This is a genomic window from Billgrantia campisalis (assembly GCF_022341425.1).
Taxonomy (GTDB): domain Bacteria; phylum Pseudomonadota; class Gammaproteobacteria; order Pseudomonadales; family Halomonadaceae; genus Halomonas; species Halomonas campisalis.
The window spans coordinates 75,331-89,654 of record NZ_JABFUC010000014.1 but is presented as its reverse complement, the minus strand read 5'-3'; the positions used below and the strand labels follow the sequence as shown (position 1 = coordinate 89,654).

Genomic DNA, 14,324 nt, shown 5'->3' with positions numbered 1-14,324 from the left:
AGGAGGTAGCCATGAGGTAGGGACTTGGGAGGCTGGCATCACGGGCGGTAGCGCCTTTTGGCGTACATGGAAGACATAGTCAACAAAAATAAGACCGTGCCAATACCGGGTTCTACACGGTAAGCGCGCTAATCGGCCGGAGCTAGCTCCGCCCTGACGAACTGGAGAAATTTCATGGCTACTGGCGTCTGGATCAGTCTGGTTGGTTACTTTGCGCTCATGATCGCCATCGGCGTTTATGCCATGCGCAAAGCCACCTCTTCATCCGAAGATTACATGCTGGGGGGCCGAGCCCTCAGTCCACAGGTGGCAGCCCTTTCGGCCGGGGCGTCGGATATGAGCGGCTGGTTGCTCCTGGGCTTGCCCGGGGCACTATTCGTGTCTGGCTTGGGCTCGGCCTGGATCGGTATCGGCCTGCTGGTGGGCGCGTTCCTGAATTGGACGCTGGTCGCACCACGCCTACGTGAACAGACGGTTCACTATGGTAACGCCATCACCATTCCGGAATTCCTGGCAAACCGCTTCCCGACCCGATCAATGTCGCTGAGAACGGTATCCGCCATCGTCATCGTTGTCTTCTTCGCGGTCTACACGGCGTCCGGCCTGGTGGCAGGCGGCAAGCTGTTCGAGAGCGCGTTTTCCGGCATTTATAACTTCGGTGGGATGAGTGACTACGCCATGGGGGTCATCATCACGCTTGGCGTCGTGCTGATCTATACAGTGGTAGGCGGTTTCCTGGCCGTGAGCCTGACGGACTTCGTGCAGGGCTGCATCATGATGCTGGCACTGGTGATCATGCCGGCGGTTGTGCTCTTTGGCGAAGGCGGCGGCGGTTTCGCCCAGGCGTCACAGACCCTGAACGAAGTCGACCCCACCCTACTCTCGTGGACGGCGGGACTGACCTTCGTCGGGTGGCTCTCTGCGGTGACTTGGGGGCTGGGCTATTTCGGGCAGCCGCATATCATCGTGCGCTTCATGGCCATCCGCACGCTGAAGGATGTGCCTGTTGCCCGTAACATCGGCATGGGCTGGATGGCCATCTCCCTGATCGGCGCGATCTCCCTGGGCATTTTCGGCCGGGCCTACGCAGTCCGCAATGGGTTGGATATCCAGGATCCGGAAACCATCTTCATCGTCCTGGCGAACCTGCTGTTCCATCCGCTGATTACAGGCTTCCTCTACGCGGCTCTCCTGGCGGCGATCATGAGTACCATCTCCAGCCAGCTTCTGGTGTCGTCTTCGTCACTGACCGAGGACTTCTATCGCCTCTTCCTGCGTAAAGAGGCATCGGAGAAGGAGACCGTCGCCATAGGCCGGGTTTGTGTCGTACTGGTTGGCCTGGTGGCAGCCGTCATTGCGTCTGACGAGGATTCCCAGGTGCTGGGGCTGGTCAGTAACGCCTGGGCAGGCTTCGGTGCGGCATTTGGCCCGCTGATTATCCTCTCGCTGATGTGGCCACGCACCAACGGCGCCGGCGCCATTGCGGGCATGGTGACGGGTGCCGTCACCGTCATGATCTGGATTACGCTGGGCTGGAACGCAGAGTTCATGGGCGGTCCCGGCGTTTACGAGATCATTCCTGGCTTCATCGCCTCCTTTATCGCCATCCTGGTGGTGAGCAGCGTGACTGCCGATGCCGGTGAATATCAGCACATCACCCGCTAACAGAAACTCAACGTAGTGGGAGGGCTCCTGCGGGAGCCCTTCCAGGCGGCGCATCGACGCTGCGTACCGGTTATCCAGGGAGATCGACCATGAACAAGGCAAAGCTCCATCTGAATAGCGACGTGAGCGAGGCTCGGGCGCGCATCCGCGAACACTATGCGGCCGATGAGGCAGCGGTGCTGCATGGGCTGGTCGAGCGTATCGGACTCTCGGAAGAGGAGCGCCGCAAGGTGGCCGATGCCGGTGCCCACTATGTGGAACGGGTGCGCAAGGAGACCTCCCCCTCGATGATGGAGGCGTTTTTGGCCGAGTATGGGCTCTCGACCGCCGAGGGCGTCGGCCTGATGTGCCTGGCCGAGGCGCTGCTACGCGTGCCCGATGCGGAGACCATCGATGACCTGATCCACGACAAGATCGAACCGTCCGACTGGGGCGCGCACCTGGGCAAGTCGTCGTCATCAATGGTCAACGCCTCGACCTGGGCACTGATGCTGACCGGCAAGGTGCTGGAGGACGATCCCAAGGGCCCGGTGCGGGCGCTGCGCGGCCTGGTGCGCCGGATGGGCGAGCCGGTGGTGCGTAAAGCGGTGGCCCAGTCGATGCGGATCCTCGGGCGCCAGTTCGTACTCGGCCAGACCATCGAGGAGGGCATGAAGAATGCCCGCGAGCTCGAGAAGCAGGGCTACACCTACTCCTACGACATGCTGGGCGAAGCGGCGCGCACCGACGACGATGCGCTGCGCTACCACCAGGCCTACGCCAAGGCGATCACCGCCATCGCCAAGCAGGCCAAGGGCGACGTGCGGGGCAGCCCCGGCATCTCGGTCAAGCTCTCGGCGCTGCATCCGCGCTACGAATACACCCACCGCGACACGGTGCTGGAGACCCTGGTGCCCCGCGCACGGGAGCTGGTGCAGCAGGCGGCCAAGGCCAATATCGGCTTCAACATCGACGCCGAAGAGCAGGACCGCCTGGACCTGTCGCTGGACGTGATCGAGGCGCTGCTGGACGACCCCGAGCTCGCCGGCTGGGACGGCTTCGGGGTCGTGGTGCAGGCCTATGGGCGCCGCGCCGGGCCGGTGATCGAGGCGCTCTACGAGCTGGCCGAGCGGCTCGACCGCAAGATCATGGTGCGGCTGGTCAAGGGCGCCTACTGGGACACCGAGATCAAGCTGGCCCAGGAAATGGGCGTCGAGACCTTCCCGGTCTTCACCCGCAAGGTCAACACCGATGTCAGCTACATGGCCTGCGCGCAGCTGCTCCTCGACCGGCGTGACCGCATCTACCCCCAGTTCGCCACCCACAACGCCCATACCTGCGCCGCCGTCGTCGCCATGGCCGGCGACGACAAGGAGAGTTACGAGTTCCAGCGCCTGCATGGCATGGGCGAGTCGCTGCACCACATCGTCAAGCAGTCGGAGGGCACCCACTGCCGCATCTACGCCCCGGTCGGCGCGCACCGTGACCTGCTGGCCTACCTGGTCCGCCGCCTGCTGGAGAACGGGGCGAACTCCTCCTTCGTGAACCAGGTGGTGGACGACTCGATCCCCCCAAGCGAGGTCTCCAAGGACCCGGTGGCCGAGCTGCAGCGGCTTGGCGACGCCATCGCCAGCCCCATGATTCGCCAGCCCGGCGAGCTGTTCGCCCCCGAGCGCAAGAACTCCCGCGGCTACCGGATCAACGAGCCCGCCTCGATCCTGCCGCTGCTGGCGGCGCGGGAGGCATTCGCCGACACCACCTGGACCGCCGGGCCCATGCTGGCGGGAAGCCCGGCACCCCAGGGACCGGGCCGCGATGCCCTCTCCCCCGCCGACGGTTCGCGGGTGGTGGGCCAGGTGCATGAGGCGACCGGGGACGAGGTGACGGCCGCTCTCGACGCCGCCGAGGAGGGTTTCCGCGACTGGTCGGCGCGGCCTGCGGCCGAGCGGGCCGAGGTGCTGCGCCGCACCGCCGACCTCTATGAGGAGCACATCGCCGAGCTGACCGTGATCGCCACCCGCGAGGCCGGCAAGATGATGTTCGATGGCATCGCCGAGGTGCGCGAGGCGGTGGATTTCCTGCGCTACTACGCCAATGAGGGCGAGCGGCTGGAGGCGGAAGCGCCCGGCAGCGCCCGCGGCCTCTTCGTCTGCATCAGCCCCTGGAACTTTCCGCTGGCCATCTTCACCGGCCAGATCGCCGCGGCACTGGCGGCGGGCAACGCGGTGCTCGCCAAGCCCGCCGAGCAGACGCCGCTGATCGCCGCGCGAGCCGTCGAGCTGATGCGCGAGGCCGGCCTGCCCGAGGCGGCGCTGCAGCTGCTGCCCGGCGACGGCCCGACGGTGGGCGGGCCCTTGACCAGCGATCCGCGGATCGCCGGGGTCTGCTTCACCGGCTCGACCGAGGTGGCGCAGATCATCCACAAGGCCCTGGCGCAGAACGCGGGGCCGGATGCGGTGCTGATCGCCGAAACCGGCGGGCTGAATGCCATGATCGTGGACTCCACGGCGCTGACCGAGCAGGCGGTGCGCGACATCCTGATCTCCTCCTTCCAGTCGGCCGGGCAGCGCTGCTCGGCGCTGAGAATGCTCTACGTGCAGGAGGAGGCGCGAGAGCGGCTGCTGACGATGCTCGATGGCGCCATGGACGCGCTCACCATCGGCGACCCCTGGAATACCGACACCGACGTCTCACCGGTGATCGACGCCGAGGCCCAGGCCGATATCACGGCCTATGTGGCGGCACAGCAGAAGGCCGGCAAGGTGATCAAGACGCTGCCCGCGCCGGACGTCGGCACCTTCGTCACCCCGGCCGTGGTCGAGGTGGGGGGCATCGAGGATCTCGAGCGCGAGATCTTCGGCCCGGTGCTGCACGTGGCCACCTTCAAGGCGCGGGACATCGACAAGGTGGTCGACGCCATCAATGACCGGGGCTACGGGCTGACCTTCGGCCTGCATACCCGCATCGACGACCGGGTGCAGCAGATCGTCGAGCGCATTCATGTCGGCAATATCTACGTCAACCGCAACCAGATCGGCGCCATCGTCGGCTCCCAGCCCTTCGGCGGCGAGGGGCTCTCGGGCACCGGCCCCAAGGCGGGCGGTCCGCTCTACGTCAACCGCTTCCGTCGCACCGCCGCCGCCGAGCAACACGAGGCGCCGAAGGGGGATGCCGTGACGCTCGGGGATCTCCAGTCGGCCCTCGACGGGCTCGACGCGCGCAACTGGGCGGCGCGGCGCGATCGGGTCGAGGTGCTGCGCAGGGCGCTTTCCGGCAAGGGCGGCGTGATCCGCAAGGCCCTTGCCGAGACCGCGGCGCTGGACATGACGCCGCAGACGCTGCCGGGGCCGACGGGGGAGAGCAACCGACTGTCGCAGTATCCGAAGGGCCCGGTACTGTGCCTGGGGCCGACCCTCGAGATCGCCATCGCCCAGGCGGTACAGGCCCTCGGTGCGGGCTGTGCCGCGGTGCTGGTCGCGCCCGGTGCCGCCCAGGCCGTGCAGCCGCTGAGTGAAGCCGGGGCGCCCGTCGCCGCACTGGACGGCAGCGTCACAGCTGAGACGCTGAGCGCGGTCAACGGCATCGCGGCGGTGGCCGCGGCCGGCGCCAGCGACTGGACCCGCGAGTTGCGGATCGCGCTGGCCCGCCGCGACGGCCCCATCGTGTCGCTGGAGACCCAGACCATCGCGCCAGAACGCTACGTCGTGGAGCGCCACCTGTGCATCGACACCACCGCCGCCGGCGGGAACGCCAGCCTGCTGGCGACGGCTGTCTAGCGTCTGTGGAGGGTCCCGAAAAAGGGTCAGTTATGTCGGGAAAGCCCCAAGCTGACCAGGGCGGCCTCATCGAGGCCGGTTACCGCCTCCACGGCGGCCAGCCGCGCATGGTAGGCCGGGCTATGGAAGGGCCGGCCGGCCAGCAGATGGGCCAGATATTCCCGTGCGGGCTTCAACGACCCGGCGGTGGTACCGGGGGCGGCGATGTAGATCCAGGCCTCGATGGCCCCCTCGGGAGTGACCACCGCCAGCCGATGGCGGTCATACTCATGGGGATAGCCCTCGAAGGGGTCCATCAGCTGAATCTGCTCGGGGCGCAGCAGCTCGAAGAGTGCCCCCTCGACCCGCTCACCGGGCGTCGGGGCCACATTGGCATGGGCGATACCGGCCACTCGCGACGCCTTGTCGAAGCGCAGCGCATGGTCGTGCAGCACGCCCGGCACCACGCGACGCGTGGCGCCGATACGCGCCTCGACCCGGGCCGGGTTCATGTTGCTGCCGTAGGCAAAATAGTAGGGCATGGGCCTCCCGCTCAATTCTCGGTTATCAGCCTGTCCACTTCCTCGACCGCCTTGGCGATCAGCAGCCGGTCTCTGGCGCGCACGCCCCGCTGGACCAGGTAGGCCTCCATCGCCGGGGCCACGTCGCACTTCGCCGGCATCGGGCCGCGCACCTCGATGAGGGCATCGAGCCGGGCAATGAACACGAAGCGTAGCCACTGCAGCGGCGTCATGGTATCGATGCAGAACGGCTGCTGGCTGTCGAACGCCTCGGCATCGGGGCGCTCCATGCGCCACATATCGGTCGCCTTCAGGGTCGCCTCGAGCCGCCTCAGCGCCACATCGAGCTCCTCGTGAACCGTCATATCCACACCTCGCTAGCATTGACCTCCATTATCCCGTTGCACTGCGCCGCTGGCCACCCCGCCGGCGCCGCTCTGTACACAGATAGACTGCATGAGCCTGTGGATAATCTCTGGAAAATCATGCCGAGCCCCCATGTCAGGGGCGTCTGGGCGAGACGATCATTTCATGACCAATCGCGACAGCGGGCAGGCGCCGCGGGTGGCTGACAAGCCCCCGGCGACCACGGTAGAGTGCACCCTCAAGCGAGGGAGCCGACATGCAGCCAATCCTTACCCTTCACGAATTCTTCGTCCGCACCGGCGCCGAGGTCCGCGCCTATCACCTGGGCCGCCGGGTCGAGCCCTTCGCCCTGGCAACCCTGGCAGGCTTCGAGGCGGGCGACCATCCCTGGCCCGCACCCTGGCAGGGTCAGGCGCGCCTAGGGCTGGTATTTCGGCTGGGCGACATGCCCGAGCCGGTGATCTGGTTCCTGGCACTGCCGCTTGACGAGCAGGGCCAGCTGGTGGCGGCACCCCGCGACGCCTTCCTGCAGCGGCTGCTGGAGACCCTGGGACGCGGCGTGCAGCGGGTCGGGCAGCCCGACGACGGCGCCATCGACAACCTGATGCAGGACAACCCGCTGGCCTTCACGCCCTCGCTGCCCTTCCAGGCCATGCTTCACGCCCGCGCCCGATACGACATGGGACTACCGGCCAGCCAGCACCTGGAGCCGGTGGAGGACTACCTCAGCGGACAGCAGACGCTGGACTGGCAGGCGCTGGGGCTGCAGGGGCTGGCCGACTTCGCGGTGCGCCTGGACGCCGAACGCAGCCAGGCGCTGGCCGAGCGGCTGGGCGAGCTGCCCGACCAGGTGCTCACCTCGCTGTGCTACTGTCTGGAGCATGTCGAGGTGCCGGATGAATTGGCCCACGCCCTGCGGTCGCGGGGCGAGCAGGCCGCCGCCCGGGGCGATATCGAGAGCTTCTGCGCCTGCGTGCGCGCCCTGGGCGGTGCCTCAGATGCCATCGCCGGCGACTGGTTCGACAGGCTGTTGGACGACCCCCATGCCGGCGGCCCCGACCTGCTGGCCGCCATCGCCGGCCGCGGCTGGTCCCACCTGGAACACGCCGAGCGCCTGACACGTTACCTGGCCCGGCTGGCCGAAGAGCCCCGGGCCGACTTCGCCGCCGTGGCACGCGACCTGGCGCTGATACCGCGACTGCGCCTGCCGGTGCTGATGGCGCTGCACGAAGCCGACGCCGACTCCGCCATCGGCAAGCGGCTTCGCGAGCTGACGCGACAAGCCGAGTGATGCCATTAGGGTAACCACACAGGAATCGATGCCATGAAGGAACTGCCCTATACCCCCAAGGCCGTGATCGGCCGTCGCGAAATGGTCGCCCTGCCGGCGCTGGGCCTGACGCTGTGCTGCAAGGCCGATACCGGCGCTCGCACCTCCGCGCTGCACGCCGAGGATATCGAAGCCTTCGAGGAGGAGGGCCACCTGTGGGTCAGCTTCACCACCCGCAGCGGCGGACCCAGCACGGCGCCCCACGTCTACCGCATGCACCTGCACGACCGCCGGCGCGTGACCAGCTCCAACGGCCAGGCGGAGTGGCGCTACGTGATTCGCACCCCCATGCAGCTGGGCGGGCTCGAGATGATGGTGGAACTCTCCCTGGCCGACCGACGCAGCATGCGCCACCCCATGCTGCTCGGCCGCCGCGCCCTGCGTCGGCTGCTGGTGGCCCCCGGCACCGCCTTCCTGCACGGCGAACCCTGACCCCTTCCCCGGCACCCAGACAACCGGAGCCCTAGATGCACATCGCGCTGCTGTCCCGCAATCGCAACCTCTATTCCACCCGCCGGCTGGTGGAAGCCGCCGAGCAACGGGGCCATACCGCCCGGGTGGTGGACACCCTGCGCTGCTACATGAGCATCGTCTCCCATCACCCGTCGATCCACTACAAGGGCAAGGAGATCGAGCACTTCGACGCGGTGATTCCGCGCATCGGCGCCTCGGTCACCTTCTACGGCTGCGCGGTGCTGCGCCAGTTCGAGATGTCGGGTACCTACGTGATCAACGACTCGGTGGCCATCACCCGCTCCCGGGACAAGCTGCGCTCGCTGCAACTGCTGTCGCGCAAGGGACTGGGCCTGCCGATCACCGGCTTCGCCCACTCGCCCGACGATATCCCCGACCTGATCACCATGGTCAAGGGCGCACCGCTGGTCATCAAGCTGCTGGAAGGCACCCAGGGCATCGGCGTGGTGCTGGCCGAGACCAACCAGGCGGCGGAATCGGTGATCCAGGCCTTCATGGGCATGAAGGCCAACATCATGGTCCAGGAGTACATCAAGGAAGCGAAAGGCGCCGATATCCGCTGCTTCGTGATCGGCGACAAGGTAGTGGCCGCCATGAAACGCCAGGCCGCCGAGGGCGAGTTCCGCTCCAACCTGCACCGCGGCGGCAGCGCCAGCGTGATCCGCATCACCCCGGAGGAGCGCTCCACGGCGATCCGCGCCGCCAAGGCCATGGGCCTGCGGGTGGCCGGCGTCGATCTGCTGCGCGCCAACCATGGCCCGGTGATCATGGAGGTCAACTCCTCGCCGGGCCTGCAGGGCATCGAGGCCGCCACCGGCAAGGATATCGCCGGCATGATCATCGAACACATCGAAAAGAATGCCGGCGCCTCGCGCAAGACGCCGCCCAAGCCGAAGGGCTGAGCCGCCTGCGACGAAATAATTGCCGGAGGGGGTGGCAAAAGCGTGTCGCCCCCCCCACAATCGGCGTCACCGGAGGAGGTGACCACTCATGTTTCTCGACAATCGCCAGGTGGCGATGGACAGCGTACTGGAAGCGCTGGCCGACAGTATCGATTACTTTCAGGACAATCTGGAGCGCCTGCGACCGTCCCTGCGCGAAGCCCTCAAGCCCCACTACGAGGCCCGCGCCAAGGCAATGCGCCAGCTCGGGGAGCAGGCCCGCCGTCATCTCAACCTGCTGCCGCGGGATGCCGACGTCGAGCGCGACGACTACATGTGGCTGTGGAGCCGGCTAAAGAGCTTCGTCGGCAACGAGAGCCAGGTGGTCATCGGCGAGCTTCTCGAGCAGGAACGGGTGCTGATGCAGGCGCTTGCCACCCTGCTCACCCACCCCCTCCCCGACGCCCTGGAGCCCACTGTGGAGCAGTGCTGGCAGGAGTGCCGGGCGCTGATCCGCGAACTCTACCGGCAGCAGAAGCAGCGCCAGCGCTGATCGGCGCGCCCCTTGCCGGTTAGTCGGCCAGCGGCGCCTCGACCGGCAGCTGCCACGCCTGGGGGGCGATCTCCAGAGGCTCCAGCGGCCCTAGGAAGTAGGGCTCCCGGCCCCACAGGTAAAGGTCACCAAGGGTCGCCACCCGGGCCACCCACTCCCGCGCCTGCAGCCGCCACAGCCCCGCCACCGGGCGGGCCGGAGCGGCGCAGCCGGTGACCTCCAGGCCCAGCGCATCGGCGATGAACAGCGCCCGCGGCAGATGCCAGGCCTGGGTTACCAGCAGCGCCCGCTCCACGCCGAAGACATCCCGCGCCCGGACCAGGGTATCGAAGGTGCTGAAACCCGCGTAGTCCAGGGTCATATCCTCGTCGCGCACCTGGCGCCCGCGCAGGTCGCGCCACATGGTCACCGGCTCGTTATAGTAGCGCGTGCGGTTGTCGCCGGAGAGCAGCAGGTGCTCGACCCGCCCCATGCGAATCAGCCGCGAGGCCGCGCTCATGCGCGCCTCGAAGTGGGGGTTGCGCACGCCACTGCGTGTCCAGTGCGAGGTGCCGAAGACGATCCCCACCCGATCCGGGCCGCACAGCGGCAGCTCGTGCACGATGCGCCCTTGCGTCTGGCCCAGCACCCAGAGGTTGGCCCCCACGAACAGCAGCGACGCCAGGAGCAGGCAAGCCCCCAGCGCCATCAACACCGCCTTCAAGAATTTCCACGCCACCGCACGCACCCCCGTCCCCGCTGGAGGAGCTAGAACATACCGAGTTCCAGCTTTGCTTCATCGCTCATCATCTCACGACTCCAGGGCGGGTCGAAGACAATCTCGGTATGAACCTGGCTGATCTGCGGTGCACCGAGGATCTTGTTGCGGGCGTCGGCGGCGATCACATCGCCCATGCCGCAGCCCGGGGCGGTCAGCGTCATACGGATGGTGACGATGCGCTCGCCCGAGATCAGCCGCTCGATGCGACAGCCGTAGACCAGCCCCAGGTCGACGATATTGACCGGAATCTCCGGATCGAAGCAGGTACGCAGCTGGTCCCAGACGAACTGCTCGATCTGCTCCTCCGTGGCATCCTCGGGCAGGGTCGGCCGCGGCAGCGCCTCGAGCCCCAGGGCATCCAGGTTGGCGCCCTCGATGAGATAGAGCCGGCCCTCGAAGCCCACGCTCACCGTGCTGCCCTTGGCCTGCATCACGCTGACAACGCTGTCCTCGGGCAGGGTGACGGTCTTGCCGAAAGGAATGGAGATGGCCGCCACGTCGCGCTGCAGCGGCAGGGTCTGCCCCTTCTGCAGCCCGGAAATCTGCTCGGTAGTGTCCATATCGCTCCTTACCTCACCATCCCAATCACCCGCTCCAACGCCTCAACAAAGACATCGACTTCTTCCAGGGTGTTGTAGGCGGCGAAGGAGGCCCGGCAGGTGGCATCCACGCCGAACTGGGTCAGCAGCGGCTGAGCGCAGTGGTGGCCGGTGCGGATCGCCACCCCCAACTGGTCGATGAGCAGGCCGATGTCCTGGGAGTGGGCCCCGTCGACCACGAACGACAGCACCCCTGCCTTGTCCGGCGCCGTGCCCAGGATGCGCAGCCCATCGATACGCGACACCGCCGCGGTGGCATGGGCCAGCAGCCGCGCCTCCCAGGCGCCAATCGCCTCGAGCCCCACGCCGCCGACCCACTCCAGGGCACGCCCGAGGGCGATCACCTCGGCGATGGCCGGGGTCCCCGCCTCGAACTTGTGGGGAATACCCGCGAAGGTGGTGGGCGCCTCGAAGGAGACCGTCTTGATCATCTCGCCGCCGCCCTGCCAGGGGGGCATCGCCTCGAGCAGCGCCGCCTTGCCGTAGAGCACACCGACCCCGGTGGGGCCATAGACCTTGTGCCCCGAAAAGGCGTAGAAGTCGGCGTCGATCTCGCGCACATCGACCCGCTGGTGCGGCGCGGCCTGGGCGCCGTCCACCAGGATCCGCGCGCCGTGAGCATGGGCGATGGTGGCCATCTCACGCACCGGGTTGACCGTGCCGAAGGCGTTGGAAACATGGTTGACCGCCACCAGCCGGGTGCGCTCGGTGAACAGGGCGCGATAGGCCTCCATGTCGAGCACGCCGCGCTCATCCACCGGAATCACCTTGACCACGATGCCCAACTGGTCGGCCAGCAGCTGCCAGGGCACGATGTTGGAGTGATGCTCCAGCAGCGAGACCAGCACCTCGTCACCGGCCTCGAGGTTGGCCCGGCCCCAGCTGTTGGCCACCAGGTTGATCGCCTCGGTGGTGCCGCGGGTGAAGACGATCTCGCGCGGCTCGGCGGCATTGATAAAGCCGCGCACCGTTTCCCGGGTGCCCTCGAAGGCTGCCGTGGCCTCGTCGGCCAGGGTGTGCAGGCCGCGGTGAATGTTGGCGTTGTAGCGGCTGTAGTAGTCGCTGAGCGTCTCGATCACCTGGCGCGGCGTCTGGCTGGTGGCGGCGTTGTCGAGATACACCAGCGGCTTGCCGTGCACCCGCCGCTCGAGGATCGGAAAGTCCGCCCGCACCCCGGCCACGTCCAGGACTCGGGTGTCGATCACGCCTTGGGTGGCCAGCTCGGTCATGGCTTACTCCTCGTCTTCGTGCAGGGCCACGGCGGTTTCCACCAGCCCGGCCAGATTGAAGCGCTCGGGCAGCTTGCCCGCCACCGCGAGCTCTACCCGCTCGGCCACGGCGTCCAGCGCCACCTGCTCCATCACCTCGCCGGCGAAGGCCAGGGTCAGCAGACCGCGGGCCGTCTGCTCATCGAGACCGCGGGTACGCAGCGCGAACACCGCCTCTTCGTCGAGCTGACCGGTGGTGGCACCGTGGGAGCACTTGACGTCATCGGCGTAGATCTCGAGCTCGGGCTTGGTGTCGATCTCGGCGCGGTCGGAGAGCAGCAGGTTGGCGTTGCTCTGATAGGCCTCGATCTTCTGGCTGTCGCGCTTGACGATCACCTTGCCGTTGAACACGCCGCGGGCGCGGTCATCGAGAATGCCCTTGTAGGTCTCATTGGAGTAGGTATGCGGCGCGTTGTGGTTGGCCAGGGTATGGTTGTCCACGTGCTGGCGGCCCTGGCCGAAGAACAGGCCGTTGAAGTTCGCCTCGGCGCCCTCGCCGTTCAAGTCGGTGACCAGGTCGTTGCGCACCAAGCCGCCCCCCAGGTTCAGGTTGAACGAGGTATAGCGGCTGTCGCGGCCCTGCTCCACGTGGATGCTGGCCACGTGGAGATCGCCAAGGGGCGCCTCCTGCAGCTTATAGTGGGTGAGGTTCGCGCCGCGGTCGAGGATGATCTCCTCCACCAGGTTGGTGAAGTTGGCGGCATCCGCCTCGCCCAGATGATGCTCGATCACCGTCGCCTGGCTGCGCGAACCGGCCTCCACCAGGATGCGCGGATGGCTCATCACCGGCGTCTCACCCGCCCGGGACAGGAACTGCAGGATGATCGGCTTGTCCACCACGGTCCGCGGCGCCAGCCGCAGCAGGGCCCCCTCCTCCATGAAGGCGGTGTTGAGCGCCGCGAAGGGCGAGAACTCCACCCCGGTCAGCCGACCCAGCGGGCCGCCCACGGCCTCGTGATTCTCGTCCAGCGCCTGGGAGAGCGGCAGCAGCGCAACCCCGGCGGGCAGGCCATCGAGCTGCGACAGCTCGGCGGAGAACACCCCGTCGACGAAGGTCAGCCGATGCGCATCGAGGGGCAGCGTCAGCGCCGCCGCCGCGGCCGGCGAGAAATCGGCCGTCTCGGCCAGCGCGAAGTCGCCGCCAGCGATGGGGCGCACGTCGGTGTACTTCCACTCCTCGACGCGACGGGTCGGAAACCCCAGCGCCTCGAAGCGGGCGGCGCCCGCCTGACGCCGGGCGGCGATCCAGGTCGGCTCTGGCCCGTGGGCCTGGCGACGCGTCTCGGTGCGCTCGGCCAGGCGATCGAGAAAGGTCTGAACATCGCTCATGCCGCGGACTCCTCCAGGACCCAGTCGTAGCCGCGGGATTCCAGCTCCTTGGCCAGCTCGGCGTCACCGCTCTTGACGATGCGGCCGTCGACCAGCACGTGAACCTTGTCGGGCACGATGTAGTCAAGCAGGCGCTGGTAGTGGGTCACCAGCAGAATGCCGCGATCCTCGGCGCGCAGGCTGTTCACGCCGTCGGCGACCACGCGCATGGCGTCGATGTCGAGCCCGGAGTCGATCTCGTCGAGCATGGCGAGCCGGGGCTGCAGCACCAGCATCTGCAGGATCTCGTTGCGCTTCTTCTCGCCGCCGGAGAAGCCCTCGTTGACGGCGCGCTGCAGGAAGCTGGCATCCATCTTCATCTCGGCGATCCGGGACTTGATCAGCTTCATGAACTCCGGCGCCGGGATCTCGCCCTCGCCGCGCGCCTCGCGCTGGGCGTTGAGGGCGGCCTTGAGCAGGTAGATGTTCTTGACCCCGGGGATCTCCACCGGGTACTGGAAGCCCAGCAGCAGGCCGGCCCGGGCCCGCTCCTCGACCTCCATCTCCAGCACGTCCTGGCCCTCGAAGGTGATCGTGCCCTGGGTCACCTCGTAGCCGTCCTTGCCGGCGATCACCGCCGACAGGGTGGACTTGCCGGCCCCGTTGGGGCCCATGATGGCGTGAACTTCACCGGCCTTGATGGTCAGGCTCAGGCCCTTGAGGATTTCCTGGCCCTCGACGGTGACGTGCAGATCCTTGACTTCGAGCATCTTGACTACCTTTTGATCTTGGTGAGCCGCCGTGGCGACCCAAAAAATGAATGCTTTCCTCAACGCCCTAGGCGCGTGATGAGCGACGGTCAATC

The 14,324-nt window shown here is 67.3% G+C and carries 13 protein-coding genes; 6 read left to right on the top strand and 7 right to left on the bottom strand.

Going from position 1 to position 14,324, the window contains the following annotated elements; genetic code table 11:
• Window positions 1-174: 174 nt before the first annotated feature.
• Both putP and putA read left to right on the top strand, forming a co-directional pair.
• Window positions 175-1,665, top strand: a complete 1,491-nt coding sequence (gene putP, locus HOP52_RS16005) for a sodium/proline symporter PutP (RefSeq protein ID WP_238978411.1) — start codon at window positions 175-177, stop codon at window positions 1,663-1,665.
• A gap of 89 nt (window positions 1,666-1,754) precedes the next feature.
• Entirely contained in the window at window positions 1,755-5,420 is a 3,666-nt protein-coding gene (gene putA, locus HOP52_RS16000; protein ID WP_238978410.1) for a bifunctional proline dehydrogenase/L-glutamate gamma-semialdehyde dehydrogenase PutA, read from the top strand.
• Window positions 5,421-5,446: 26 nt separating this feature from the next.
• Here the strand turns inward: putA and HOP52_RS15995 are convergent, their stop codons facing one another.
• Entirely contained in the window at window positions 5,447-5,941 is a 495-nt protein-coding gene (locus HOP52_RS15995; protein ID WP_238978409.1) for a gamma-glutamylcyclotransferase family protein, read from the bottom strand.
• Window positions 5,942-5,952: 11 nt separating this feature from the next.
• A complete protein-coding gene (locus HOP52_RS15990) occupies window positions 5,953-6,285 on the bottom strand; it encodes a YqcC family protein (protein WP_238978408.1) in 333 nt (110 codons plus the stop codon).
• A 257-nt stretch (window positions 6,286-6,542) separates the two neighbouring features.
• Here HOP52_RS15990 and HOP52_RS15985 point away from each other — a divergent pair, with 257 nt between their 5' ends.
• From HOP52_RS15985 to HOP52_RS15970, 4 genes are all read left to right on the top strand, one after another.
• A complete protein-coding gene (locus tag HOP52_RS15985) occupies window positions 6,543-7,577 on the top strand; it encodes a DUF3549 family protein (RefSeq protein WP_238978407.1) in 1,035 nt (344 codons plus the stop codon).
• Between the two features lie 33 nt (window positions 7,578-7,610).
• The gene (locus HOP52_RS15980) at window positions 7,611-8,048 is read left to right on the top strand and encodes an ATP-dependent zinc protease family protein (RefSeq protein ID WP_238978406.1); all 438 of its coding nucleotides are present in this window, start codon (window positions 7,611-7,613) and stop codon (window positions 8,046-8,048) included.
• 35 nt (window positions 8,049-8,083) lie between these two features.
• Window positions 8,084-8,992 carry a 30S ribosomal protein S6--L-glutamate ligase gene (gene rimK, locus HOP52_RS15975; protein WP_238978405.1) on the top strand — a complete coding sequence of 303 codons (909 nt, stop codon included), beginning with the start codon at window positions 8,084-8,086 and terminating at the stop codon, window positions 8,990-8,992.
• Window positions 8,993-9,080: 88 nt separating this feature from the next.
• Window positions 9,081-9,524: a hypothetical protein gene (locus HOP52_RS15970; protein WP_238978404.1), complete on the top strand. Its 444-nt coding sequence runs from the start codon at window positions 9,081-9,083 to the stop codon at window positions 9,522-9,524.
• Window positions 9,525-9,543: 19 nt separating this feature from the next.
• Here the strand turns inward: HOP52_RS15970 and HOP52_RS15965 are convergent, their stop codons facing one another.
• Genes HOP52_RS15965 through sufC form a run of 5 tightly spaced genes read right to left on the bottom strand, consistent with a single transcriptional unit; the run spans window position 9,544 to window position 14,229 of the window.
• Window positions 9,544-10,251: a SanA/YdcF family protein gene (locus tag HOP52_RS15965; protein WP_238978403.1), complete on the bottom strand. Its 708-nt coding sequence runs from the start codon at window positions 10,249-10,251 to the stop codon at window positions 9,544-9,546.
• A gap of 20 nt (window positions 10,252-10,271) precedes the next feature.
• The gene (sufT, locus tag HOP52_RS15960) at window positions 10,272-10,844 is read right to left on the bottom strand and encodes a putative Fe-S cluster assembly protein SufT (RefSeq protein WP_238978402.1); all 573 of its coding nucleotides are present in this window, start codon (window positions 10,842-10,844) and stop codon (window positions 10,272-10,274) included.
• A gap of 8 nt (window positions 10,845-10,852) precedes the next feature.
• The gene (locus HOP52_RS15955) at window positions 10,853-12,112 is read right to left on the bottom strand and encodes a cysteine desulfurase (protein ID WP_275298237.1); all 1,260 of its coding nucleotides are present in this window, start codon (window positions 12,110-12,112) and stop codon (window positions 10,853-10,855) included.
• A gap of 3 nt (window positions 12,113-12,115) precedes the next feature.
• Window positions 12,116-13,480, bottom strand: coding sequence for a Fe-S cluster assembly protein SufD (gene sufD / locus HOP52_RS15950; RefSeq protein WP_238978401.1), 1,365 nt, complete (start codon window positions 13,478-13,480; stop codon window positions 12,116-12,118).
• On the bottom strand, window positions 13,477-14,229 hold the full coding sequence (gene sufC / locus HOP52_RS15945; protein ID WP_238978400.1) for a Fe-S cluster assembly ATPase SufC: 753 nt from the start codon (window positions 14,227-14,229) through the stop codon (window positions 13,477-13,479). The genes sufD and sufC overlap by 4 nt, the downstream gene beginning before the upstream one ends.
• Between the last annotated feature and the right edge of the window lie 95 nt (window positions 14,230-14,324).